General features: G+C 65.3%; 20 protein-coding genes and 1 pseudogene. 15 read left to right on the top strand and 6 right to left on the bottom strand.

Annotated features, from left to right (window positions below; translation table 11 throughout):
* Positions 1-126 precede the first annotated feature (126 nt).
* Positions 127-2016, top strand: coding sequence for an FTR1 family protein (locus tag ACFW0B_RS05115; RefSeq protein ID WP_449146870.1), 1890 nt, complete (start codon positions 127-129; stop codon positions 2014-2016).
* A 56-nt stretch (positions 2017-2072) separates the two neighbouring features.
* Positions 2073-2525: a YaiI/YqxD family protein gene (locus tag ACFW0B_RS05110; RefSeq protein WP_449146869.1), complete on the top strand. Its 453-nt coding sequence runs from the start codon at positions 2073-2075 to the stop codon at positions 2523-2525.
* 20 nt (positions 2526-2545) lie between these two features.
* Here ACFW0B_RS05110 and ACFW0B_RS05105 read toward each other — a convergent pair whose 3' ends face one another.
* From ACFW0B_RS05105 to ACFW0B_RS05095, 3 genes are all read right to left on the bottom strand, one after another.
* Complete coding sequence (locus tag ACFW0B_RS05105; protein WP_449146868.1) at positions 2546-3016, bottom strand: thioesterase family protein; 471 nt, start codon at positions 3014-3016, stop codon at positions 2546-2548.
* Between the two features lie 133 nt (positions 3017-3149).
* The gene (gene elbB / locus ACFW0B_RS05100; protein WP_449146867.1) at positions 3150-3806 is read right to left on the bottom strand and encodes an isoprenoid biosynthesis glyoxalase ElbB; all 657 of its coding nucleotides are present in this window, start codon (positions 3804-3806) and stop codon (positions 3150-3152) included.
* Positions 3807-3819: 13 nt separating this feature from the next.
* A complete protein-coding gene (locus tag ACFW0B_RS05095; protein WP_449146866.1) occupies positions 3820-4650 on the bottom strand; it encodes a dienelactone hydrolase family protein in 831 nt (276 codons plus the stop codon).
* Between the two features lie 222 nt (positions 4651-4872).
* Between ACFW0B_RS05095 and ACFW0B_RS05090 the strand changes: the two genes are divergently transcribed.
* Positions 4873-6108 (top strand): sterol desaturase family protein, encoded by a 1236-nt coding sequence (locus ACFW0B_RS05090; protein ID WP_449146865.1) that lies wholly within the window; start codon positions 4873-4875, stop codon positions 6106-6108.
* Here ACFW0B_RS05090 and ACFW0B_RS05085 read toward each other — a convergent pair whose 3' ends face one another.
* Positions 6109-6669, bottom strand: coding sequence for a DedA family protein (locus tag ACFW0B_RS05085; RefSeq protein WP_449146864.1), 561 nt, complete (start codon positions 6667-6669; stop codon positions 6109-6111).
* A gap of 222 nt (positions 6670-6891) precedes the next feature.
* Between ACFW0B_RS05085 and hemB the strand changes: the two genes are divergently transcribed.
* The gene (hemB, locus tag ACFW0B_RS05080) at positions 6892-7905 is read left to right on the top strand and encodes a porphobilinogen synthase (protein ID WP_449146863.1); all 1014 of its coding nucleotides are present in this window, start codon (positions 6892-6894) and stop codon (positions 7903-7905) included.
* An 18-nt stretch (positions 7906-7923) separates the two neighbouring features.
* A complete protein-coding gene (gene ppk1 / locus ACFW0B_RS05075; protein WP_449146862.1) occupies positions 7924-10161 on the top strand; it encodes a polyphosphate kinase 1 in 2238 nt (745 codons plus the stop codon).
* A gap of 90 nt (positions 10162-10251) precedes the next feature.
* Here ppk1 and ppx read toward each other — a convergent pair whose 3' ends face one another.
* On the bottom strand, positions 10252-11754 hold the full coding sequence (gene ppx / locus ACFW0B_RS05070) for an exopolyphosphatase (RefSeq protein ID WP_449146861.1): 1503 nt from the start codon (positions 11752-11754) through the stop codon (positions 10252-10254).
* Between the two features lie 326 nt (positions 11755-12080).
* On the opposite strand from ppx, the gene trxA reads away from it, so the two are divergent.
* The 4 genes from trxA to ACFW0B_RS05050 all read left to right on the top strand — a co-directional run bounded on the left by trxA (position 12081) and on the right by ACFW0B_RS05050 (position 16555).
* On the top strand, positions 12081-12407 hold the full coding sequence (gene trxA / locus ACFW0B_RS05065) for a thioredoxin TrxA (protein ID WP_044873156.1): 327 nt from the start codon (positions 12081-12083) through the stop codon (positions 12405-12407).
* A gap of 264 nt (positions 12408-12671) precedes the next feature.
* Complete coding sequence (gene rho / locus ACFW0B_RS05060; RefSeq protein ID WP_151138253.1) at positions 12672-13931, top strand: transcription termination factor Rho; 1260 nt, start codon at positions 12672-12674, stop codon at positions 13929-13931.
* 130 nt (positions 13932-14061) lie between these two features.
* Positions 14062-15528: a 4-hydroxy-3-polyprenylbenzoate decarboxylase gene (ubiD, locus tag ACFW0B_RS05055; protein WP_449146860.1), complete on the top strand. Its 1467-nt coding sequence runs from the start codon at positions 14062-14064 to the stop codon at positions 15526-15528.
* A gap of 58 nt (positions 15529-15586) precedes the next feature.
* Positions 15587-16555: a CDP-6-deoxy-delta-3,4-glucoseen reductase gene (locus ACFW0B_RS05050; RefSeq protein ID WP_449146859.1), complete on the top strand. Its 969-nt coding sequence runs from the start codon at positions 15587-15589 to the stop codon at positions 16553-16555.
* A 36-nt stretch (positions 16556-16591) separates the two neighbouring features.
* Here the strand turns inward: ACFW0B_RS05050 and ACFW0B_RS05045 are convergent, their stop codons facing one another.
* On the bottom strand, positions 16592-17500 hold the full coding sequence (locus ACFW0B_RS05045) for a LysR substrate-binding domain-containing protein (protein ID WP_449146858.1): 909 nt from the start codon (positions 17498-17500) through the stop codon (positions 16592-16594).
* Positions 17501-17726: 226 nt separating this feature from the next.
* Here ACFW0B_RS05045 and ACFW0B_RS05040 point away from each other — a divergent pair.
* The 6 genes and pseudogenes from ACFW0B_RS05040 to ACFW0B_RS05015 all read left to right on the top strand — a co-directional run bounded on the left by ACFW0B_RS05040 (position 17727) and on the right by ACFW0B_RS05015 (position 24601).
* A pseudogene (locus ACFW0B_RS05040) lies at positions 17727-18829 on the top strand (ABC transporter ATP-binding protein).
* A 12-nt stretch (positions 18830-18841) separates the two neighbouring features.
* Positions 18842-19768 (top strand): ABC transporter permease, encoded by a 927-nt coding sequence (locus tag ACFW0B_RS05035; RefSeq protein ID WP_449146857.1) that lies wholly within the window; start codon positions 18842-18844, stop codon positions 19766-19768.
* On the top strand, positions 19768-20574 hold the full coding sequence (locus tag ACFW0B_RS05030) for an ABC transporter permease (protein ID WP_449147032.1): 807 nt from the start codon (positions 19768-19770) through the stop codon (positions 20572-20574). The genes ACFW0B_RS05035 and ACFW0B_RS05030 overlap by 1 nt, the downstream gene beginning before the upstream one ends.
* A gap of 20 nt (positions 20575-20594) precedes the next feature.
* Positions 20595-21629, top strand: a complete 1035-nt coding sequence (locus ACFW0B_RS05025) for an ABC transporter substrate-binding protein (RefSeq protein WP_449146856.1) — start codon at positions 20595-20597, stop codon at positions 21627-21629.
* A 168-nt stretch (positions 21630-21797) separates the two neighbouring features.
* Positions 21798-23258, top strand: a complete 1461-nt coding sequence (locus ACFW0B_RS05020; RefSeq protein WP_449146855.1) for an amidase — start codon at positions 21798-21800, stop codon at positions 23256-23258.
* A 23-nt stretch (positions 23259-23281) separates the two neighbouring features.
* Positions 23282-24601 (top strand): malonyl-CoA decarboxylase, encoded by a 1320-nt coding sequence (locus tag ACFW0B_RS05015; protein WP_449146854.1) that lies wholly within the window; start codon positions 23282-23284, stop codon positions 24599-24601.
* Positions 24602-24609 lie beyond the last annotated feature (8 nt).

Genomic DNA, 24609 nt, shown 5'->3' with positions numbered 1-24609 from the left:
GCCAGTATTCATGGGCCTTCGGGGCTCTCTTGCGACAAACCGCCGCAATCCGGAGGGACATCCGGGGTTGAGCTGTATCGTTAGGAGGGTAACAATCAGCTTCCCATTCTCATTTGAGATTGACTCATGTTTACCTTTCCGAGATTGCTCAGCTGGCTCCTGATGCCGCTGATGCTGGTCTGCAGCTTCGGCCTGATGGCCGACCAGACCGAAGGCGCCGCCCAGGCCCTGCACCTGCTCAGTTACATCGGTGCCGACTACCCGGCCACCGTGGTCGATGGCAAGGTTATCGACGCCAGTGAATACCGCGAACAGATCGAATTCCTCGGCGCCCTGCAGGCGCTGATCGTTGCCCTGCCGGCCCGTGACGGCCAGAAGGAACTGGAACAGGGCGTCGCCAGCCTGTACCAGGCCATCGAAGCCAAGCAGGACGGCGCCAGCGTGGCCCGCCAGGCGCGCCAGCTGGCTACCCGGCTGGCGGCGGCCTACGAGGTCAGCCAGGCCCCGCTCATCACCCCCGACCCCGCCCGTGGCGCGCCGCTCTATGCCCAGCATTGCGGCGTCTGCCATGGCGACAGCGGCGCCGGTGACGGTCCGGCGGGCATGGGCCTGGAGCCACCGCCGGCCAATCTGCGCGACCAGGCGCGGATGGACCGGATGAGCCTCTACGACCTCTACAACACCCTGGGGCTGGGTGTGGAAGGCACTGACATGCCGGCCTTCGCCGACCAGCTGGACGACCGTCAGCGCTGGGACCTGGCCAGCTACATCGCCGGCTTCAGCGCCGATCCCTCGGTGAAGGGCGCGGCCTTCTCCCTCGGTGAACTGGCCGGCCGCACGCCGGAAGAAGTGGGGGCCAGCCAGGGCACCGCCGACCAGGCGCTGTTCCGCGCCCAGCGCGCCCAGCCGCCGATCCAGCAGCGCGGGCCCCGGGAGCTGATCGCCCATACCCGTTCCACCCTGGAGCAGAGCCTCAAGGCCTATCGTGACGGCGACGCCGATCAGGCCTACGACCTCTCGGTGGCGGCCTACCTGGAAGGTTTCGAGCTGGTGGAAAGCTCGCTGGACAACCTCGATGCCGCGCAGCGCAAGACCACCGAGCGCGCGTTGATGGCGTACCGGCAGGCCCTGCAGGATCGCCAGTCGGTCGGCCAGGTCGCGCAGCTGCTGGAGCAGGCCCGGGCCGAACTGGAAAAGTCCGCCGAACTCCTGGACGGCGACGGCCTGAGCGGCTCGCTGAGTTTCATTTCCAGCCTGCTCATCCTGTTGCGTGAAGGTCTCGAAGCCATCCTCGTGCTGGCTGCGATCCTCGCCTTCCTGCGCAAGACCGGCCAGGAGAATGCGGTACGCGGCGTCCACCTCGGCTGGGGCCTGGCCATCGTGGCCGGCTTCGCCACCTGGGCGGTGGCGGCGTTCCTGATCGACATCGGTGGTGCCCAGCGCGAGCTGATGGAAGGCTTCACCGCGCTGTTTGCCTGCGTGATGGTGCTTTGGCTCGGCGTATGGATGCACGACCGCCGCCACGCCGCCGCCTGGCAGAGCTACATCAAGGAACACTTGCTCGGCAGTACTGGCCGCTTCGGCTTCGCCACCCTGGCGTTCTTCTCGGTGTACCGCGAACTGTTCGAAGTGATCCTCTTCTACGAAACCCTGTGGCTGCAGGCAGGTCCTGCCGGCCACGGCATGGTCGTCGCTGGCGCGGTGACTGCCCTGGTGCTGCTGGTGGGGCTGGCCTGGGTGATCCTGCGCGGTTCGGCGAAACTGCCGCTGGGCACCTTCTTCACGGCCAACGCCATCCTGCTCTGCGCCCTGTCGGTGGTGTTTGCCGGCCATGGCGTGGCGGCACTGCAGGAAGCCGGCGTACTGGGTACTCGTCCCGTGCCGTTCTTCGAGTTCGACTGGCTGGGCATCCATGCCGATGCCTACACCCTGTCGGCCCAGGGCCTGGCGCTGCTGGCCATCGCGGCGCTCTACGGCCGCAGCCGGGTGCGCGAGCGCAACGCGGCGCAAGCCTGAAAGGAGGGCGAGGGGTGTAAACTCCTCGCCCTTTTCTCATCTGCGGAAGCTATCCCATGCGCGTCTGGATCGATGCCGATGCCTGCCCCCGGGCGGCCAAGGACCTGGTGATCAAGTTCGCCCTGAAGCGCAAGTTCGAGGTGGTGCTGGTGGCAGGGCAGAGCCAGGTCAAGCCGGCCTTCGCCTGCGTGCGCCTGGTGGTGGTGCCCAGCGGCCCGGACGCGGCCGATGACTACCTGGTGGAGCACGCTGTGCCCGGCGAGCTGGTGATCTGCAGCGACGTGCCGCTGGCCGATCGTCTGGTGAAGAAGGGCGTGGCGGCGCTCGACCCGCGCGGCCGCGAGTTCGACGAGCGCAACATGGGCGAGCGGCTGGCGGTGCGCAACCTGCTCACCGACCTGCGTGACCAGGGCCAGATGGGCGGTGGCCAGGCGGCCTATGGCGACCGGGAGCGGCAGGCGTTTTCCAATGCCCTGGACCGGCTGCTGACGAAGTTGAGCCGGGGTTGAGTCGCGCTGCTTTCGCCAGATCAGCCGCAAAGGTAGGTGCCGGTTCCTACGGCCACCAGCGTGCCGTCGTCGGCGTGCAGTTCCGAACGCACTACCGCGACCTTGTTGCCCGAGCGCAGCAGCACGGCGGTGGCGGTGAAGTGCTGGCCCCGGCCGGGGCGCAGGTAGTCGATGCGCAGGTCGATGGTGCCGAGCCTGGACAGCCGCGTCATGCGTTCGGCTGTGGATAAGTGTTGGTGCCGCTCGAAGGCACCGATCAGTGCCATGGCGCCGCCCACCACGTCGAGCAGGCTGGAAATCACGCCGCCATGGAGGATGCCGTGGACGAAGTTGCCAATCAGTTCGTCCTTCATCGGCAGGTGCATCACCACCTTCTCGGTGGTCATCTCGCCGAGCTGGATGCCGAGCAGGCGGTTGAAGGGAATGCGTTCGAAGAACCCGGCGACAGCCTGTTGCAGTTCCGGGGTGAGGATGAAGTCGGTCTGGCTCATGGCGCCTCCTGCGAGCAGCGATTGCCCGACGCTGCCCTGATTCGGCAAAGGTGCCAAGAGGGGCGGCGGGAGTAGCAGGCGGATTGGCCGGATCGACACGGAGCGGGCGGCCGGAACCGCCCGCCCGGGGACCTCAGTGGGTCAGTTCCAGCACCCGGTCCACCAGCTTGTAGATGCCGGCGGCGGCCTCGCTGATGGATTGCGCGAGCATGTAGGCCGGGGTGGTCACCAGCTTGCGCTTGTGGTCTTCGACGATTTCGGCAACCACGCAATCGACGTGCTGGGCACCCATCTCGCCAAGGGCGGCGGCGGTGCCGGCATCGTTGCCGATGGTGCAGGTCACGCCTTCGCCGTAGATCTTCGCCGCCAGGGCCGGTGCGATGCAGATCAGCCCCACCGGCTTGCCGGCCTCGGCGAAGCCACGGGCAGCGGCCAGTACGTCGGGCTGCACGGTGCAGTTGGCGCCGCTGATGGCGAAGTCGGAAAGGTTCTTCGCCGCGCCGAAGCCGCCGGGAATGATCAGCGCGTCGAAGTCGGCGGCGGCCAGTTCACGCACATCCCTGATCTCGCCACGGGCGATGCGCGCCGATTCCACCAGTACGTTGCGGCTTTCCGGCATCTCTTCGCCGGTGGTGTGGTTGATCACGTGGTGCTGTGCGATGTTCGGCGCGAAGCACTGGACCTTGGCTCCACGCTGGTCCAGGCGCAGCAGGGTGATCACGCTCTCGTGGATCTCCGCACCGTCGTAAACACCACAGCCGGACAGGATCACGGCAACTTTCTTGGTCATGGATATCTCCAGGTCATTGGGCCGGTCCGAGGTTCTCGCCGAGGAACGCCAGGGCGCGTCGCTGGGCATCACGGGCCGGGCCGGGTTGGTAGGTATTCAGGTCGCTGCGCTGGTCGAAGACGTGGTCGGCATTGTCGTACTGCACCAGCTCCAGGTTCTCGCCGGCCAGCTGGCCGAGAGTCGAGAGGCATTGCTGGTGGTCGGTGATGTGGTCCTTGCCGCCGAGGAATACCAGCACCGGGGGGCTGTGTCCGAGGCCTTCGCGCAGGTGGGCGGGGAAGCCGCAGTAAGGGTAATAGGTGATCACGCCGCGCACGCCGGCCAGCGCGCCCTTGCCGGTGGCGGGGAATCCGTGGCCGGCGCTGCCGTCGTAGGAGAGCGCGTCGAGGATGGTCCAGCCGCCGTGGGAGTACCCGAGCAGCGCCAGCCGTTCGCTGTCGATGGCCGGATTGCGCCGTGCCAGCGCCAGGGCGGCGTAGACGTCGATGGCGCGCTCGTTGCCCCACAGGCGTTTGCCGTCGCACACCGGCCGCCAGTCCTTGATGCCGCGGGCGGCGTGGCTGTCGACGAACATCACGGCGTAGCCGGCGATCAGCAGCCAGCTTTTGACGTTGCGCATGAACAGCGCGCTCTGGCCGTTGCAGCCGTGGAACACCAGCACGGTGGGGAAGGGGCCGCTGCCTTCCGGGGTGAACAGGCTGAGGTGCGGCGCCAGGCGCTGTTCCGCCGCAGGCAGGTCGGCAGTCTGCGGCAGCAGTGCGGCGCGATAGGGATAGAGTCCGAGCAAGGCTGCGCAGGCCAGGAGAAGCAGAGCGATCAGGGCGGGTTTCAGGTGATTGCGCATGCTGTCGTCATATGCCGCTTGGGTTGGCACGCCATGCCGAGGAGCAAGGCCGGCTGCGAGAGTAGCATCCCGGGTACTGGACCGAATGCCGCCAGCACGGCGGCGTTTCGGACGGACCCTGACGAGCAATCCTAGCAGGCCGGGGAATCGGGCCGCGAGCGCCGCGCCAAACCCCTTCGCCGCCTGTGGGTCACCGGACAAGAACGACGACAAGGCTGCCCCATGAACTATGTCCTTTATGCCGTGCCTTTCTTCTTCCTGCTGATCGGCATCGAACTGATCGTCGACCGCCTGCGCGGAACGAGCAGCTACCGCACCGCCGATGCCCTGAACAGCCTGAGCGCCGGGGTGCTGTCGACCACCAGCGGTCTGCTGACCAAGGTGGTGGGGCTGCTGACCTACAGCGTCGCCTGGCAGCACCTGGCGCTTTTCGACATGTCCGCCGGCAGCCTGTGGGTGTGGTTGCTGGCCTTTGTCTTCTATGACTTCTGCTACTACTGGAACCACCGCCTGGGCCATGAGCGCAACGTGCTCTGGGCGGCCCATTCGGTGCATCACCAGAGTGAGGAGTACAACCTCTCCACCGCCCTGCGCCAGACCAGCACCGGCTTTCTCTTCAGCTGGATCTTCTACCTGCCGATGGCCATCGCCGGCGTGCCGTCGCTGGTGTTCTTCAGCGTGGGGGCGCTGAACCTGCTCTACCAGTTCTGGGTGCATACCCGCCATGTCCCCAAACTCGGCTGGCTGGAGTGGATTTTCATCACTCCGTCCAACCATCGCGTCCACCATGCGCAGAACCCGGTGTACATGGATCGCAACTACGGCGGCGTGTTCATCCTCTGGGACCGTCTGTTCGGCACCTTCCAGGAAGAGCTGGACGAAGAACCGGTGATCTTCGGCGTGACCACGCCACTGGCCAGCTGGAACCCGCTGTGGGCCAACCTGCAGTTCTACGTGCAGCTCTGGCGTGACGCGGTGCGTGCCGAATCCCGTTGGGACAAGCTGCGCATCTGGTTCATGCGCACCGGCTGGCGCCCGGCGGATGTGGCCGAGCGTTATCCACAGGCCAAGCCCGATCTGGTGCACTTCAGCAAGTTCGAGGTACCCCTGGGCCGTGCGCAGCAGTGGTACGCCGGGCTGCAGTTCGCCCTCTACGTGGTGGCCGGAACCTGGTTGCTGGGCACCGGCGACCAGTCGTCGCTCGCCGGGCTCTGGCTGGCCTGGGCGTGGATGGCCTTCGGTCTCTATGTGATCGGCACCTGGCTGGAGAACCGCCCCTGGGCGCGCTGGCTGGAACTGGCGCGGCTGGCGCTGAACTGGCCGGCGCTCTGGGCAGGCGCGGCGCTGGGGCTGCTGCCGATGGGGGCGATGGGCTGGGGGTTGCTGGGTCTGTACAGCCTGGTCAGCCTGCTGGCGCTGTTCGGCCTGCCCCGCCGCGAGGAGGCGCTGGCCGTCTGATCAGGCTTTCCTGCCGTTGCTGCGCAGGCGGCGCCACAGCCAGAGGAGGCCGCCGATGGCCAGCAGGCCGCCAAGGACCATCAGTTCGTAGCGCTTGAGGTTGCCGAGCATGCCTTCGAGCACGGCGCCGAAGTGGAAGGCGGCGAAACCCAGCGCCAGGGCCCAGATCAGGGCGCCGATGCCATTGAGGATCAGGTAGCGCAGCGGCGGGTAGCCGGACAGGCCGATGGCCACCGGCATCACGGTGCGCAGGCCGTAGACGAAGCGGAAACTCAGGACCCAGATGTCCGGGTGGCGGCGGATGTGCGCCATGGCGCGGTCGCCCATGGACTGCCAGCGCGGCTTGCGCGAAAGGATCTGGCGGCCCTTGTGGCGGCCCAGGTAGTACCAGAGCTGGTCGCCGGCATAGCTGCCGAAGAACGCCGTGGCCACCACGGCGTTGATGTCCATATAACCCCGGAAGGCAAGAAAACCGGCCAGGACCAGGATCGTTTCACCCTCGAAGAAGGTGCCGAGGAAGAGGGCGAAGTAGCCGAAATCCTGGAGAAATTGTTGCAGCATGGTTGGGGTGCGCAGCGAAATGAACGCGAAGCCTAACCGGGATGGCGCGCCGGGAAAAGCTCCGAGCGGCGCCGAATGCCATCAGATTGACCTCGGACAACGCCCATCTCCCTCCCCAGCGGTCGACGCGACCTCGGGTCGCTGTCCCGGATTGTCGCCATTCGTTCATAATCGGCCCTTATATTTGTCACACTGCGTCCGTTCCGGGCCCTGGAGTCTGCTGTGAGCTTTACCCCCGCCAACCGCCTGTTTCCCGCAACCCGCCTGCGCCGCAACCGCCGTGACGATTTCTCCCGCCGCCTGGTGCGCGAGAACGTCCTGACCGTCAACGACCTGATCCTCCCGGTATTCGTGCTGGACGGTGAAAACCGCCGCGAGACCGTGGCCTCGATGCCGGGCGTCGAGCGCCTGTCCATCGACCTGCTGCTCAAGGAAGCCGAGGCCTGGGTCGAGCTGGGCATTCCGGCGCTGGCGCTGTTCCCGGTGACGCCGCTGGAGAAGAAATCCCTCGACGGTGCCGAAGCCTGGAACCCCGACGGCATCGCCCAGCGCGCCATCCGCGCCCTGCGTGAGCGCTTCCCGGAACTCGGCGTGATCAGCGACGTGGCCCTGGACCCCTTCACCACCCACGGCCAGGACGGCATCCTCGACGACAACGGCTACGTGCAGAACGACGTGACCGTCGATGCACTGGTCAAGCAGGCGCTGTCCCACGCCGAAGCCGGCGCCCAGGTGGTGGCCCCCTCGGACATGATGGACGGCCGCATCCAGGCCATTCGCGAAGCCCTGGAACTGGCGGACTTCCCCAACGTGCGCATCATGGCCTACTCGGCCAAGTACGCCAGCGCCTACTACGGCCCCTTCCGTGATGCAGTCGGCTCCGCCGCCAACCTTGGCAAGGGCAACAAGGCCAGTTACCAGATGGACCCGGCCAACACCGACGAAGCCCTGCACGAAGTCGCCGCCGACCTGGCCGAAGGCGCCGACATGGTGATGGTCAAGCCGGGCATGCCTTACCTCGATATCGTTCGTCGGGTGAAGGATGAATTCCGCGTGCCGACCTTTGTCTACCAGGTCAGTGGTGAGTACGCCATGCACATGGCCGCGATCCAGAACGGCTGGCTGAGCGACGCCGTCATTCTCGAATCCCTGGTGGCCTTCAAGCGCGCCGGCGCCGATGGCATCCTTACCTATTTCGCCGTACGCGCCGCAGAAATGCTCAAGACGGGAGCCTGATCTCCCCCTAGGAACGCTATGAACACTGAAGGACTCAATCCCAGCGCCTTGGCCGAACCCCTGAAGGAGGCCACCGAAACCCCGGTGGCGCCTCCGGCCCCCGAAGCTCCCGTCGTCGAGGCGGTGCCCGTTGCCCCGGCCCCAGCGCCCAGCCCCGCGCCGGCGCCGCTGGTGGTGCCAAGCCTGGATGACAGCAGCCTGTACATCCATCGCGAACTGTCCCAGCTGCAGTTCAACATCCGCGTGCTGGAGCAGGCGCTGGATGAGTCCTATCCGTTGCTCGAACGCCTGAAGTTCCTGTTGATCTTTTCCAGCAACCTCGACGAGTTCTTCGAGATCCGCGTCGCCGGCCTGAAGAAGCAGATCACCTTCGCCCGTGAACAGGCCGGTGCCGACGGCCTGCTGCCGCATCAGGCCATGGCGCGCATCAGCGAAGTGGTGCACGAGCAGGTTGGCCGCCAGTACAGCATCCTCAACGACATCCTGTTGCCGGAACTGGCCAAGCATCAGGTCAACTTCGTTCGCCGCCGCTACTGGACGCCCAAGCTGAAGACCTGGGTGCGGCGTTACTTCCGCGACGAGATCGCGCCGATCATCACGCCCATCGGCCTGGACCCGACCCACCCCTTCCCGCTGCTGGTGAACAAGAGCCTGAACTTCATCGTCGAGCTGGAAGGTGTCGACGCCTTCGGCCGCGATTCCGGCCTGGCGATCATTCCCGCGCCGCGCCTGTTGCCGCGCATCATCCGCGTGCCCGAGGACATCGGCGGTCCGGGGGACAACTTCGTCTTCCTGTCCTCGATGATCCACGCGCACGCCGACGACCTGTTCCCCGGCATGAAGGTGAAGGGCTGCTATCAGTTCCGCCTGACCCGTAACGCCGACCTCTCGGTGGACACCGAGGATGTCGACGACCTCGCCCGCGCCCTGCGCGGCGAACTGTTCTCGCGCCGTTACGGCGACGCGGTGCGCCTGGAAGTGGCGGACACCTGTCCGAAGCACCTGTCGGATTATCTGCTCAAGCAGTTCGGCCTGGCGGAAAGCGAGCTGTACCAGGTCAACGGCCCAGTGAACCTGACTCGCCTGTTCAGCATCACCGGCCTGGAAAGCCATCCGGAACTGCAACACTCGTCCTTCACTCCGGTGATCCCCAAGCTCCTGCAGAAGGCCGAGAACCTGTTCAGCGTGGTGGGCAAGCAGGACATCCTGTTGCTGCACCCCTTCGAATCCTTCACCCCGGTGGTGGACTTCCTGCGCCAGGCCGCCAAGGACCCGAACGTCCTGGCGATCAAGCAGACCCTCTACCGTGCCGGTGCCAACTCCGAGATCGTCGATTCCCTGGTGGAAGCGGCGCGCAACGGTAAGGAAGTCACCGCGGTAATCGAAATTCGTGCGCGTTTCGACGAGGAATCCAACCTGCAGCTGGCGAGCCGCCTGCAGCAGGCCGGCGCCGTGGTGATCTACGGCGTGGTGGGCTTCAAGACCCACGCCAAGATGATGCTGATCCTGCGTCGCGAGAATGGCGAGCTGCGCCGCTATGCCCACCTGGGCACCGGTAACTACCACGCCGGCAACGCGCGCCTGTACACCGACTACAGCATGCTCACCGCCGACGACGCGCTCTGCGAGGATCTGCACAAGCTGTTCAACCAGCTGATCGGCATGGGCAAGACGCTGCGCATGAAGAAGCTGCTGCACGCGCCCTTCACCCTGAAGAAGGCGCTGCTCGACATGATCACCCGCGAAACCCAGCACGCCAGCGAAGGCAAGCCGGCGCACATCATGGCCAAAGTCAACGCGTTGACCGACCCGAAGATCATCCGTGCGCTGTACAAGGCCAGCCAGAGCGGCGTGCGCATCGACCTCGTGGTCCGTGGCATGTGCTGCCTGCGCCCGGGCATTCCCGGCGTATCGCACAACATCCAGGTGCGCTCGATCATCGGCCGCTTCCTCGAGCACAGCCGGATCTACTACTTCCTCAACGGCGGTGACGAGAAGATGTACCTATCCAGCGCCGACTGGATGGAGCGCAACCTCGACATGCGCGTGGAGACCTGCTTCCCGGTGGAAGGCAAGAAACTGCTGACCCGCGTGAAGAAGGAGCTCGAGTCCTACATCACCGACAACACCCAGAGCTGGGTGCTGCAGCCGGATGGCCGTTACCTGCGCAACAGCCCGAGTGGCAACCAGAACTCGCGCAACGCCCAGGCGGCCCTGCTGGAAAAACTGACCAACCCGCCGCTCAGCGCACGCTGAACGCGGACATGAAAACGGGGCCTTCGGGCCCCGTTTTTTCGTGCTGTGGATAACTCGCCGGCGATTGGCTGGAAAGCGTCTGCCGGAGGCTCAGCTCACCTTGAGCACGAAGTCGATGCGCTTCAGCCACTCGGCTTCCTGCTCGAAGTCCGCCTGGGTCAGAGGGTTGGCCTGCAGCCAGCCCTGCGGGAATCGCACTTCGAAGGTGTTGCCGAGTGCCGTGAGCTTCACTTCGGGCATCGCCGAGGTGCCGCGGATGTGGTGGAACAGGATGGCGAAGCGCAGGAGCACGCAGAGGCGGAGCAGCTTCACGCCTTCCTCGCCGAATTCGGCGAAGCGGTCCTTGGGAATGTTGCGGCGGTGGCCGCGCACCAGCAGTGCCAGCATCAGCTGGTCCTGGCGGGAGAAGCCGGGCAGGTCCGAGTGCTCGATCAGGTAGGCGCCGTGCTTGTGATAGTGGTAGTGGGCGATGTCCATGCCGATCTCATGCACGCGTGCGGCCCACAGCAGCAGGTCGCGATGCCAGTCATCCTCCAGCTCCCAGCTCTCGGCGACCTTGTCCAGGGCCGCCAGTGCCTTGGCTTCGACCCGCGCGGCCTGTTCCAGGTCCACATGGCAGCGTTCCATCAGTGCGCTGAGGGTGCGCTCGCGAACGTCCTCGTGGTGGTGGCGGCCCAGCAGGTCGTAGAGCACGCCTTCGCGCAGGGCACCCTCGGAATGGGTCATGCGCGTGAGATCGAGGGCCTCGAAGATGGCTTCGGCAATCGCCAGGCCGGCCGGGAAAATCGGGCGGCGATCCGGCTTGATGCCGTCCAGGTCGATCTTGTCCACATCGCCCAGCTTGAACAGCTTGCGTTTGAGCCAGGCCAGGCCTTCCGGGTTGATCTCGCCGTTGCCCAGGCCCGCGGCCTGGATCGCCAGACCGATGGCACGGATGGTGCCGGAGGCGCCGACGGCCTCCTGCCAGCCGAGGCGGCGCAGGCTGTACTCGATGCCCATCAGCTCCAGGCGTGCGGCGGTGTAGGCCTGCGCGTAGCGCGCCTGGGTGATCTTGCCGTCGCGGAAGTAGCGCTGGGTGTAGCTGACGCAGCCCATCTGCAGGCTTTCCCGCAGTTGCGATTCGAAACGCTGGCCGATGATGAATTCGGTGCTGCCGCCGCCGATGTCCGCCACCAGGCGGCGGCCGGGGGTGTCCGGCAGGGTATGGGAGACGCCCAGGTAGATCAGGCGCGCTTCCTCGCGGCCGGAGATGACTTCCACCGGGTGTCCGAGGACTTTCTCGGCGCGGCGGATGAACTCGGCACGGTTGTGCGCCTCGCGCAGGGCGTTGGTGCCGACGATGCGCACAGCGCCTTCCGGCAGGCCGGCGATCATCTGGGCAAAGCGGCGCAGGCATTCGAGACCGCGCTGCATGGCCTCTTCGCTGAGGTTGCGTTCCTCGTCCAGGCCGGCAGCGAGCTGGACCTTGTCGCCGAGCCGTTCCAGGATGCGGATCTCACCATGGTGGACCTTGGCTACCACCATGTGGAAGCTGTTCGATCCGAGGTCGATGGCGGCGATCAGGGACGGGATTTCGGCAGGCTTTTGCGGCATGGTTTCGGGTCTCGAGGCTGAACCGCGCAATCCTGCCACGCTTGTCCGGTCGAGCCAACGCGAATAAAGGTACGTCCGTACCAATGTGGCGCGAGCCTGGGCCGGTGGGAGGGATGCGGTTTTCTCTGGCGAATGACTGGCTGTCCACACTATAGGTGGGATATGGACGTCGCGCGTTGCCGGTTCCGACTGTCCGCCGGCCCGGCTTCCATCGGTTTTACCCGGTGTCGCCATAGCGAAGCTCAATCACCACTGGCTTTCGGTCCCCGGAAAGCCGGGATATGATGGCTCCACTTTTTTGCTTCCGAACACGGAGAGATCCTTCCATGAGCGAATTCATCACCAACGTCTCTGATGCCAGCTTCGAGCAGGATGTGCTCAAGGCCGACGGCGCGGTGCTGGTCGACTACTGGGCCGAGTGGTGCGGTCCCTGCAAGATGATTGCTCCGGTCCTCGACGAAATCGCCAAGGACTACCAGGGCAAACTGAAAGTCTGCAAGCTGAACATCGACGAGAACCAGGACACTCCGCCGAAGTACGGCGTGCGTGGCATCCCGACCCTGATGCTGTTCAAGAACGGCAACGTCGAAGCCACCAAGGTAGGCGCTCTGTCCAAGTCCCAGCTGGCTGCCTTCCTCGACGCCAACATCTGATTCCGCGCGGCCTCCAGCGTCGCCGGAACTGCAGCTGAAGCGTCCCGGAGAAGCCCTGCAGAACGCGGGGCTTTTTCATTGGATGGCACTAGACTCCCCGTTGCGCCGGTGTTACATTCGGACCGCTGCTCGTTCTTGCAGCCCTCCACGCCGTCGCCGACGCACTTCTAATTCGAATAAGCACAGCGATCCTGTCGCCTTCTTTGCGGCGCGGCCCAAAAAGCTCAACGCTTTCCCTTCTCCTTTTCTACCAACGTCATTCCTATGAATCTGACCGAACTCAAGCAAAAGCCGATTGGCGAACTTCTGGAAATGTCCGACGCCATGGGCCTGGAGAACATGGCCCGTTCGCGCAAGCAGGACATCATCTTCGCCCTGCTGAAAAAGCACGCGAAGAGTGGCGAGGAGATCTCCGGTGACGGCGTGCTGGAGATCCTCCAGGACGGCTTCGGCTTTCTGCGCTCCGCCGACTCCTCCTACCTGGCCGGCCCGGACGACATCTATGTCTCGCCCAGCCAGATCCGTCGCTTCAACCTGCGCACCGGCGACACCATAGTCGGCAAGATTCGTCCTCCGAAGGAAGGCGAGCGTTACTTCGCGTTGCTCAAGGTCGACTCCATCAACTTCGACCGTCCCGAGAACGCCAAGAACAAGATCCTGTTCGAGAACCTCACTCCCCTGTTCCCCAACGAGCGCCTGAAGATGGAAGCCGGCAACGGCTCCACCGAAGACCTCACCGGCCGCGTGATCGACCTCTGCGCGCCGATCGGCAAGGGACAGCGCGGCCTGATCGTCGCTCCGCCGAAAGCGGGCAAGACCATCATGCTGCAGAACATCGCGGCCAACATCACCCGCAACAATCCCGAGTGCCACCTGATCGTCCTGCTGATCGACGAGCGCCCGGAAGAAGTGACCGAGATGCAGCGCACTGTGCGCGGCGAAGTGGTCGCCTCCACCTTCGACGAACCGCCGACCCGCCACGTGCAGGTCGCCGAGATGGTGATCGAGAAGGCCAAACGCCTGGTCGAGCACAAGAAGGACGTGGTCATCCTGCTGGACTCCATCACCCGTCTGGCCCGTGCCTACAACACCGTGATCCCGAGCTCCGGCAAGGTGCTCACCGGTGGTGTCGACGCCCATGCCCTGGAGAAGCCCAAGCGCTTCTTCGGTGCCGCCCGTAACATCGAGGAAGGCGGTTCGCTGACCATCCTTGCCACCGCCCTGGTCGAGACCGGCTCGAAGATGGACGAGGTGATCTACGAGGAGTTCAAGGGCACCGGCAACATGGAGCTGCCGCTGGACCGCCGCATCGCCGAGAAGCGCGTGTTCCCCGCCATCAACATCAACAAGTCCGGCACCCGCCGCGAAGAGCTGCTGACTGCCGAAGACGAGCTGCAGCGCATGTGGATCCTGCGCAAGCTGCTGCACCCGATGGACGAGATCGCCGCCATCGAGTTCCTGCTCGACAAGCTGAAAGACACCAAGACCAACGACGAATTCTTCATGTCGATGAAGCGCAAGTAAGTCTTGGATGTAACGCAAAGGCCGGGGAAACCCGGCCTTTGCGCTTCTGTACTGGCTCTTTGTCCTTCTGAATACCCCAGTTCGGCGCTAAACTTTGCGCCCCGACCTGCACGCCCCGAGAGGCTCAAGCATGCAGTATCGCGATCTGCGCGAATTCATCAGCGGCCTGGAACAGCGTGGCGAGCTCAAGCGCATCGCCGCACCGGTTTCGCCCGTGCTGGAAATGACCGAAATCTGCGACCGCACCCTGCGCAAGCAGGGGCCGGCGCTGCTGTTCGAAAAGCCCACCGGCTTCGATATCCCGGTGCTCGGCAACCTCTTCGGCACCCCCGGCCGCGTGGCCCTGGGCATGGGCGCCGAGGATGTCGGCGAGCTGCGCGAGATCGGCAAGCTGCTGGCCTTCCTCAAGGAACCCGAGCCGCCCAAGGGCCTGAAAGACGCCTGGTCCAAGCTGCCGATCTTCAAGAAGGTCATCGCCATGGCACCCAAGGTGCTGAAGGATGCCCCCTGCCAGGAAGTGGTGGAGGAGGGCGACGACGTCGACCTGGCGAAGCTGCCGGTGCAGACCTGCTGGCCGGGCGACGTCGCCCCGCTGATCACCTGGGGCCTGACCGTCACCCGCGGCCCGAACAAGGAGCGGCAGAACCTCGGCATCTATCGCCAGCAGGTGATTGGCCGCAACAAGGTCATCATGCGCTGGCTGAGCCACCGGGGCGGCGCGCTGGACTACCGCGAATGGTGCGCCAAGCACCCGGGCGAGCCTTTTCCCGTGGCGGTGGCCCTGGGCGCCGATCCGGCGACCATCCTCGGCGCCGTGACCCCGGTTCCGGACACCCTGTCCGAGTACGCCTTCGCCGGCCTGCTGCGCAATAACCGCACCGAACTGGTGAAGTGCATCGGCAGTGACCTGCAGGTGCCGGCCAGTGCCGAAATCGTCCTCGAAGGAGTGATCCACCCCGGCGAGATGGCCGACGAAGGTCCCTACGGCGACCACACCGGCTATTACAACGAGGTGGACCGCTTCCCGGTATTCACCGTGGAGCGCATCACCCGCCGGCAAAAGCCCATCTACCACAGCACCTATACCGGCCGGCCGCCGGATGAGCCGGCCATCCTCGGCGTGGCGCTGAACGAAGTCTTCGTGCCCATACTGCAGAAGCAGTTCCCCGAGATCGTCGACTTCTACCTGCCGCCGGAGGGCTGCTCCTACCGGATGGCGGTGGTGACCATGAAGAAGCAGTACCCGGGCCACGCCAAGCGCGTAATGCTGGGGGTCTGGTCGTTCCTGCGACAGTTCATGTACACCAAGTTCGTCATAGTCACCGACGACGACGTCAATGCGCGGGACTGGAACGACGTGATCTGGGCCATCACCACACGCATGGACCCCAAGCGCGACACAGTGATGATCGACAACACGCCGATCGACTACCTGGACTTCGCCTCGCCCATTTCCGGCCTCGGTTCGAAGATGGGCCTGGACGCCACCCACAAGTGGCCGGGCGAGACCAACCGCGAATGGGGCCGGGTGATCGAGAAGGACCCGGCGGTGACCCGCCGCGTCGACGAAATCTGGGCGAGCCTGGGCATCGACTGATGCGCAGGTAACCTTGTAGGAGCGAGCTTCTAAAAAATCGGAAGAACGAGAACAACGCTTGAAAGTGACCTTGCAACCCTCCGGCGCCCAGCTCGAACTGCGGCCCGGGGAAGCTATCCTCGACGGTGCGCGGCGCCTGGGCTACGAGTGCCCGCAGAGCTGCCGCAATGGCAACTGCCATATCTGCGCCGCCCTGCTGGTGGAAGGGCGAGTACGCCAGAACGGTGCCGAGCTGGACCAGGGTGAGCTGTTCACCTGCCTGGCCGAACCCCTGGAAGACTGCGTGCTGCACTGGGACGGTGTGCTGGCGCCGGGTGAACTGCCGGTGCGCAGCCTGAGCTGCCAGGTCAGCGAATGCGTGGAAGTGGGTGGCGACGTCTGGCGCGTGCGCCTGCGCGCACCGGCCGGCAAGCCGCCGCGCTACCACGCCGGGCAGTACCTGCTGATCGAGCGCGACGATGGCGAGTCCTCTGCCTTCTCCATGGCCTCGGCGCCGAGCGCCGGGCGGGACATCGAACTGCATATCCTCGGTCGTGAAAACAGCGCCAGGGCGCTGCTCGCGCAACTCCAGCACACCGGCATCGCCAGGGTGAAGATGCCCTTCGGCGATACCCATCTGGCGGAGTTGCCGGACGGCCCGCTGGTACTGATCGCCGCCGGTACCGGCATGGGACAGATGCACAGCCTGATCGAGCACTGCCGTGCGGCGGGCTTCAAGCACCCGGTGCACCTGTACTGGGGCGTGCGCCAGGCCGAGGACTTCTACGAGTTGGCCCACTGGCAGGACTGGAAGCGCCTGGACAACCTCATCCTGCATCAGGTGGTCAGCGAACAGGGTGACTGGAAAGGGCGCCGCGGCCTGCTGCACGAGGCCGTGTGCGAAGACTTCCCGGACCTCAAGTCCCTGCGCGTCTACGCCAGCGGTTCGCCGGCGATGGTGTACGCCACCCTCGACGCCCTGGTGGCGGCGGGAATGGATGCCCACCAGATGCGCGCGGACGTGTTCGCCTACGCGCCGCGTAGCTGATTCATCTGCCTGATGTCGTTGGTGCGCTTGGCCTGTTCATCCGGCCGAACGCACCGGCTCCTCGAATTCTTCCTGCAGCGCCGTGCGAATCCAGCCTTCGAACCATTCCACGTCGGCGCTCACCGGCCCCGGGGGCAGCAGCAGCTGGTAGCTTTCCAGCTGCACCTCTTCCTCCAGTGGGCGCACCAGGGTGCCGGCGGCCAGCTGGTGCTTTACCAGCACCGCGTTGGCCAGGGCGATACCGTAGCCTGATTCGGCCATCGACAGCGCGTGGTCATTGCTGACGTAGAGCACGTCCGAACTCACCCGCAGCGAAAGGCCGATGGTGGATAGCCAGAGGTTCCACCATTCGCCGTCGTCCACGTGGATCAGCTTGTGTCGCGCCAGCTCGCTGACGCTGTTCAGCGGGCCGTGCTCGTCCAGGTAGGACGGGGCGCACACCGGGAATACGGTTGGCCGGATCAGTGTGCTGTGGCATTGCGGATACTGCCCGGGCAATCCGTAGACGATGCCCAGGTCGGCGCTCTTGCCGTCCACCTCGGTAAAAGTCGGGTTGGGTTCGACTGCGACCTTCATCCCCGGCCGCTGCTGGCGCAGGGACTCCAGGCGCGGCATTAGCCAGCGCTTGGCGAAGGCCGGTACCACCATGATCTTCAGCCAGCGCGCCGCGCCACCGGGAGCGAGCTCGTGGCCGGCGTCGGCGATCTGCTGCAGGGCTGTGGATATCTTCGCGTAGTAGCGTTGCCCGGCCGGCGTCAGGCTCACCCCGCGCGGGGTACGTTCGAATAACTGGACGCCTAGCCAGTCTTCCAGCAGCTTCACATGGCGGCCGATGGCCGGCTGCGTCACATGCAGGGCTTTCGACGCGGCGACATAGCTGCCCAGCCGGGCGGCGGCCTCGAAGGCGCGGACGGCATTGAGCGGCGGAAGACGCTTGATGGACATGGAGTCAGTCTCGGGGTATCAATTTCTAGCTGTTAAATTATTTAATATCGACTGTAAGAAAATTGAGCTTTTCGCTCAACCGCCTTTCTTCGAATATCCGCTCCAGCAGCATCACCACAATATCGGGCCGAACCCACGGCCAACGCTGCATACGGCGTTTACTCCAGCCCTGCCAGAACAACTACAAGACCCCGCTCGCCAGTGGGGAAGGAACCGGAGGTTTCACATGAGTGCCCTGCAGAGCCTACGAACGGCAGCGGTATCGATCCGCTCCGTGCGCAAGGTCTACGGCGATCCGGCCAGCGGCCCTGTGGCGCTGAAATGCGTCGACCTGGACATCCGCGACAACGAATTTTTCACCCTGCTCGGCCCGTCCGGCTGCGGCAAGACCACCCTCCTGCGCATGATCGCCGGCTTCGAGTTCCCCACCAGCGGGGAAATCCGCCTGTACGGCGAGAACATCGCCGACCGTCCGCCCTTCGAGCGGCCGGTGAATACCGTGTTCCAGCACTATGCGCTGTTCCCGCACATGACCATCGCCGAGAACCTGGCCTTCGGCCTGGAATCCCATCCGATGGGCAGGCGAATGGGCAAGGCGGAGATCGCTGGGCGCGTTCGCGAGATGCTCGCCCTGGTGCAGATGGAGCGCTTCGCCCAGCGCAAGCCGACTCAGTTGTCCGGTGGCCAGCAGCAGCGCGTCGCCCTGGCGCGCGCCCTGGCGCCGCATCCCAAGGTGCTGCTGCTCGACGAGCCGCTTTCCGCGCTTGACCTCAAGCTGCGCCAGGCGATGCGCGAGGAGCTGAAGGCGATCCAGTCCAAGACCGGCATCACCTTCATCTTCGTTACCCACGACCAGGAAGAAGCCCTGACCATGTCCGACCGCATCGCCGTGCTCTCCGAGGGCGAGGTGCAGCAGGTTGGTCGCCCGGATGAGATCTACGAGCATCCGCGCAACCGCTTCGTCGCCGACTTCATCGGCGAGACCAACTTCCTTCCTGGCCGCGTCGAGAGCATTGCCGGCGAGCAGGCGCAATTCCGCATCCCCGGCGGCCAGTTGATCGACGCCGGTATCTGCGAAGGCCTGAAGGCCGGCAGCGAGGTGACCCTGTCGATCCGTCCGGAGCGCCTGCAACTGGTGAGCGAAGACACGCCGGCCGCCACGCCCTGCAGCGTCGCCGCGCAGATCTACCTGGGCACCGACCTGCAGTACCAGGTGACGCTGAGCGACGGCAGCAAGTTGACCGTGCGCGCGCCCAACAGCGCCTGGTGGCAGGGCAGCGCGCCGGGCTGCTGTTCGAGAAGGGCAGCGCCAGCGTCCTGCTGGACTGAGCGGGGGTGAGCATGAGTCAGTTATCCACAACCGCACCCGGCTTGCTTGAGCGGCGCAGGGCGCTGAGGAGTTTCCTCGGTGTGTCGCCGGCCCTGGTGTCGATCGGGCTGTTCCTGATCGTGCCGATCTTCATCGTGATCGCCTATTCGCTGATGCAGGCCAACCCCTACGGTGGGGTGAACCCGCAGTTCAGCATCGATGCCTACGTGTCGTTGCTGTTCGAGCGCCAGTTGGACGACAGCCTGGCCTTCGCCGACTCCTACCTGGTGATCGCACTGCGCTCTATCGGCATCGCCGTCGCAACCACAGCGATCACCCTGCTGGTGGGCTTTCCGGTGGCGGTGTGGCTGGCGATGCAGCCGGCGCACCGACGGGGCCTGCTGATCTTCCTGATCACCGTGCCGTTCTGGGCCAACCTGCTGATCCGCACTTATGCGTGGATCCTGCTGCTGCGTGGTTCCGGCGTGGTCAACGGTACCTTGATGAGCCTGGGCGTCATCCACCAGCCATTGAACCTGTTGTATACCGACGGCGCCGTGCTGCTGGGCCTGGTTTACACCTACGCGCCCTTCGTGGTGCTGCCAATCTACGCAACCCTGGAGAAGATGGACATGCGCCTGCTCGAAGCCGCCCAGGACCTCTACGCCGGGCGCCTGCGCACCCTGCGCAAGGTGGTCCTGCCGATCGCCCGGCCGGGCATCCTCGCCGGCGCCATCCTCACCTTCGTGCCTTGCCTGGGCGCGATGATCGCTCCCGAGCTGCTCGGCGGCGGCACCAAAATGATGCTCGGCAACCTGATCTTCCGGCAGTTCAGCGATGCGCGGAACTGGCCCTTCGGCGCCGCCCTGTCGCTGGTGCTGATGGCCGCCGTGATGCTGCTGCTGATGTTCTACGCGATGCGCGCCGAGCGGCTGCGCATCGCCCAGGGAGGTGAATGATGCGGTCGCTGCTGACCAAACGCCGTCTCGGCGTACAGGATTTCCCCGGCTTCGGCGGGCTGAGCTTCCTGTTCTACCTGTACCTCTACGCGCCCATCGTGGTGCTGGTGGTGCTGTCGTTCAACGCCAATCAGTCCGCCACCCTGTGGACCGGCTTCAGCCTCGACTGGTACCGCGCCGCTTTCGCCAACCAGGCGTTGCGCCAGGCCGCCGGCAACAGCCTGCTGATCGCCGTGTGCGCCAGTGTGATCGCCACCGCGATCGCCACCCTGGCTGCCCTGGGCACCTCGCGCGGTGCCAGGTTCAAGGGCCTGCGCCTGTCCATGGGGGCGATCATGCTACCGCTGGTGCTGCCGGAGATCGTGGTCGGCGTCGCCACCTTGGCGCTGTTTTCCACCCTCGGCCTGTCGCTGGGTTACGGTAACCTGATCATCGCCCACACGGTGTTCTGCATCCCGTTCGCCTACCTGCCGATCCGGGCCCGGCTGAATGATATGGACCTGTCCCTGGAACAGGCCGCCGCCGACCTCTACGCCGGTCCCTGGCGGACCTTCCGCAAGGTCACCCTGCCGCTGCTGACGCCGGGGATCGTCTCCGGGCTGATGCTCGCCTTCATCGTCTCGCTGGATAACTTCGTGATCTCGATGATGGTCTCCCAGGCCGGCACCACCACCCTGCCGATCTTCATCTTTGGCCTGCTGCGGATGGGCGTGACGCCCGACGTGAACGCGGTATCGACCCTGATCCTCGGTGTTTCCGTGCTGTTCGTAACCCTGTCCTACCTGCTCGGCAAGAAAAAGACCTGAGCGCATTCCTGGAGTTGAACATGAGCAAACTGAACGCTGCTGTAGGGGCCGCGCTCCTGCTTGGCCTGGTCGCTGGTGCACAGGCCGCCGAACAACTGAACGTGGTGAGCTGGAGTGGCTACTTCTCGCCGCAGATCCTGGAGAAGTTCCAGAAGGAAACCGGCATCAGTGTCACGGTGGATTCCTACGACTCCAACGAGACCCTGCTGGCCAAGCTGAAGCAGGGCGGCACCGGCTACGACGTGGCGATCCCGTCACACCAGTTCGTGCCGATCCTGGTGCAGGAGAGGTTGCTGGAGCGTTTCGACCCGGTCAGCCAGCCGTACTACGCCAACCTCGAAGACAACCTGAAGAAGCCCACCTGGGACCCGGAAGGCGCCTATTCGGTGCCCTTCATCTGGGGCACCACCAGCGTGGTGCTGGATGGCGCCCGCTACAGCGGTCCGGTTGACAGCTACTCGGTGCTGTTCACTCCGCCGAAGGAGCTGCAGGGCAGGATCAACATGTTCGACTCCTCCAGCGAAGTGATCGACACCGCCAGTCTCTATCTGGGCATCCCGCTGTGCAGCGAGGATCCCAAGCAGATGCAGCAGGTGCTGACCCTGCTGAAGGACCAGAAGGCCTTCGTGAAGACCTACAGCTCCAAGGCCGGATCGATCCGCGAGAACCTGGCCTCGGGCGAAGTCGACATGTCGATGTTCTGGGGCGGCTCGTCGATGCGCGCTCGTGAGATGAAGCCGAGCTTGAAGTACCTCTACCCGAAAGAGGGCGTGATGGCCTGGGTGGACAACCTGGTAATCCCGGCCGGAGCGAAGAACCCGGAGAACGCGAAGACCTTCATCGCCTTCCTCAGCCGGCCGGAAAACGCGGCGATGACCCAGAACTTCCTCAAGCACCAGAGCCCGATCAAGGGCGTGGAGCCCTTCCTCGACGCCAGCCTCAAGGAAGCGCCCGAGCTGCACATCCCCGAGGGTACCAAGGTGGTGTTCAGCAAGACCTGCGGCGAAGGCGCGATCCGCCTGGCCGACCGGATCTGGACCAATCTGATGCGCTGATTCCCTCACGGGACCAACCACGGCAAACGATGCGTGCCTGCGCCGTCTCGGCGCAGCGGCATCGCTCGGCCTGAAGAACGCAACAAGCCCCGCCTGCGGGGGCGGGTGCTGAACCCGACATACGCTTCCAACCTGCCGGAAGCTTCCGATGAAAGAAGGTCGCGCTCCATGAGCCAGTACAAGCACAACAGCGAACTCGTCCAGCTCCAGGCCCATGAACTGGCCGAGCGCATCCGCCTGCGACAGGTTTCCTGCCGCGAAGTCATGCAAGCCCATCTTGCGCAGATCGAAAGGTACAACCCGGTGGTCAACGCCATCGTCAGCCTGCAGCCTGCGGAAGTCCTGCTGGCCGAAGCGGACCTGCGCGACGCCGAACTGGCCCGTGGCGAGTACCGGGGCTGGATGCACGGCCTGCCCCATGCGGTGAAGGACCTGTCGCTGACCCGCGGCATCCGCACCACCCTCGGCTCGCCGCTGTACCGCGACTATGTGCCCGAGCGCGACGGCATCATGGTCGAGCGCATCAAGGCAGCCGGCGCGATCATCATCGGCAAGACCAATACCCCGGAGTTCGGCCTCGGTTCCCACAGCTACAACCCGATCTTCGGCGTCACCGGCTGCGCCTACGCGCCGGAGCGCTCAGCCGGCGGCAGCAGCGGCGGTGCGGCGGCGGCCCTGGCGCTGCAGATGGTGCCGGTGGCCGACGGCAGCGACATGATGGGCTCGCTGCGCAACCCGGCGGCCTTCAACAACATCATCGGTTTCCGTCCGTCCCAGGGACGCGTGCCCTTCGACGACAGCGCCGACCTGTTCATCGATCAGCTCGGCTACGAAGGCCCCATGGGGCGCAGCGTGCGCGACGTGGCGCTGCTGTTGTCGGTACAGGCCGGTGGCGATGCGCGCGCGCCGTTGTCCATCGCCGAGAGTGGCGAGCAGTTCTCAGGCTCGCTGGAGCGTGACTTCAAGGGCGCACGTCTGGGCTGGCTGGGCGACCTGGACGGCTACCTGCCTATGGAAAAGGGCGTGCTGGAGCTGTGCCGTAAATCCTTCGTCGACTTCGAAGCCATCGGCTGCCAGGTCGAGGACACCGCCCTGGGTTATTCCGCCGAGCGCTTGTGGGATGCCTGGCGCACTCTGCGTCACTGGATGGTCGCCGGTTCCCTGGGCGCGGCCTACGCCGATCCGGCCAAACGCGAGCTGCTCAAGCCCGAGGCCATCTGGGAAGTGGAAAACGGCCTGAAGCTCTCTGCGCTGGATGTGTTCCGCGCCTCCGCCGCGCGCAGCGACTGGTATCGCGCCATCAGCAAACTGTTCGAGCGCTACGATTACCTGCTGCTGCCCAGTGCGCAGCTGTTCCCGTTCGACAAGACCTGGGACTGGCCGAGGGAAATCGCCGGAAAATCCATGGACACCTACCATCGCTGGATGGAGGTGGTGATCCCGGCCACCTTGTCCGGTTGCCCGGCGGCCAACGTGCCGGTCGGCTTCAATGAACAAGGGCTGCCCATGGGCCTGCAGATCATCGGCCGGCACCAGGCCGACCTCGCCGTGCTGCAATTGGCGCATGCCTATGAACAGGCTTCGCGCTGGTACCAGCGTTGCCCGCCGCCGCTGCTCGCGCGCGACTGAACCACCGCCGGAAAGGGGGACGCATGAACGCCAGCTTCTTCCAGGATCTGCTGCAGAGCATCACCGAGCGTGGCCGGCAACTGCTGGAGTCGCGCGAGCCGCCGCCGGGCAATGCGCAGGCGTTGGCGCAGTCTTGCCACAAGCTGATCTCCAGCCACGGCGAGGCGTCTGGCGTAGCGCTGGCGCGGCAGGTGCTGTGCGCCTACCGCGACTGTCCGGAGGCGCAGCAGAAGGCCTTCTTCGACATCCTGCTGAAGGACTTCGCGCCGCCTCACGATGCGCTGGTCGACGCCTGCCAGCGTTACCTCGACGACCCGTCGTCGGCCAATTCCATGGTGCTGTTCCAGGCCAGCGAGCCGCCGCGCCAGGAGCTGTTCCGCCGCCTCAACCAGGCGCCCGGCGGCACCGCCGAACTGATCGCCATGCGCCGCCTGTTGCTGCAGGAGCTCAAGGGGCGGCCCGAGCTGGCGGCGGTGGACCACGACCTGCAGCACCTGCTGGCCTCCTGGTTCAATCGCGGCTTCCTGGTGCTGCGGCGGATCGACTGGTCGACGCCTGCGTCGATCCTGGAAAAGATCATCAAGTACGAGGCCGTCCACGCCATCAAGGACTGGGACGACTTGCGTAACCGCCTGCAGCCGGCCGACCGCCGCTGCTTCGCCTTCTTCCACCCGGCCCTGGCGGACGAGCCGCTGATCTTCGTCGAGGTGGCGCTGACCCGTGTCATGCCGGGCGCCATTGCTCAGATTCTGGAAACCAGACCGGCGCTGCCGCCAACGGAGGAGCCGGATACCGCGGTGTTCTATTCCATCAGCAACTGCCAGGACGGCCTGCGCGGCATCTCCTTCGGCAACTTCTTGATCAAGCAGGTGGTGGAGGAGTTGGCGCGTGAGATTCCCGGCCTGCGCCAGTTCGTCACCCTGTCGCCGGTGCCTGGCTTCCGCCGCTGGCTCGACAGCCTGGTTGACAATCCGCAACTGGGCGCGGCCGCCGCCGCCCTGCTCAAGGCGCTCAAGCCCGATGCACCGCCGCCGCCGCGCACCGAGCAACCGATGCTGGCGCTGGCCGCCGAATACTTCCTCCACGCCAAGAATGGCGCCGGACTGCCGCTGGACCCGGTGGCGCGCTTCCACCTGGGTAACGGCGCCCGCCTGGAACGCCTGAACTGGTGCGGCGACCTCTCCGCCAGCGGTCTGCGCCAGGCCGCCGGGCTGATGGTCAATTACCGCTACGAACTGCGCCAGATCGAAAAGAATCACGAAGCCTACGCCAACCAGGGCGCGGTCGCGGCCTCACCCGAGGTGCGCAAGCTGGCCACCCTGTCGGCGAAAACAAAACGCTAGGACCTCAC

This window comes from Metapseudomonas phytobenefica (assembly GCF_043392685.1).
Classification (GTDB): domain Bacteria; phylum Pseudomonadota; class Gammaproteobacteria; order Pseudomonadales; family Pseudomonadaceae; genus Metapseudomonas.
The sequence above is the reverse complement of the archived record's forward strand: the minus strand, read 5'-3'. Positions and strand labels throughout refer to the sequence as shown.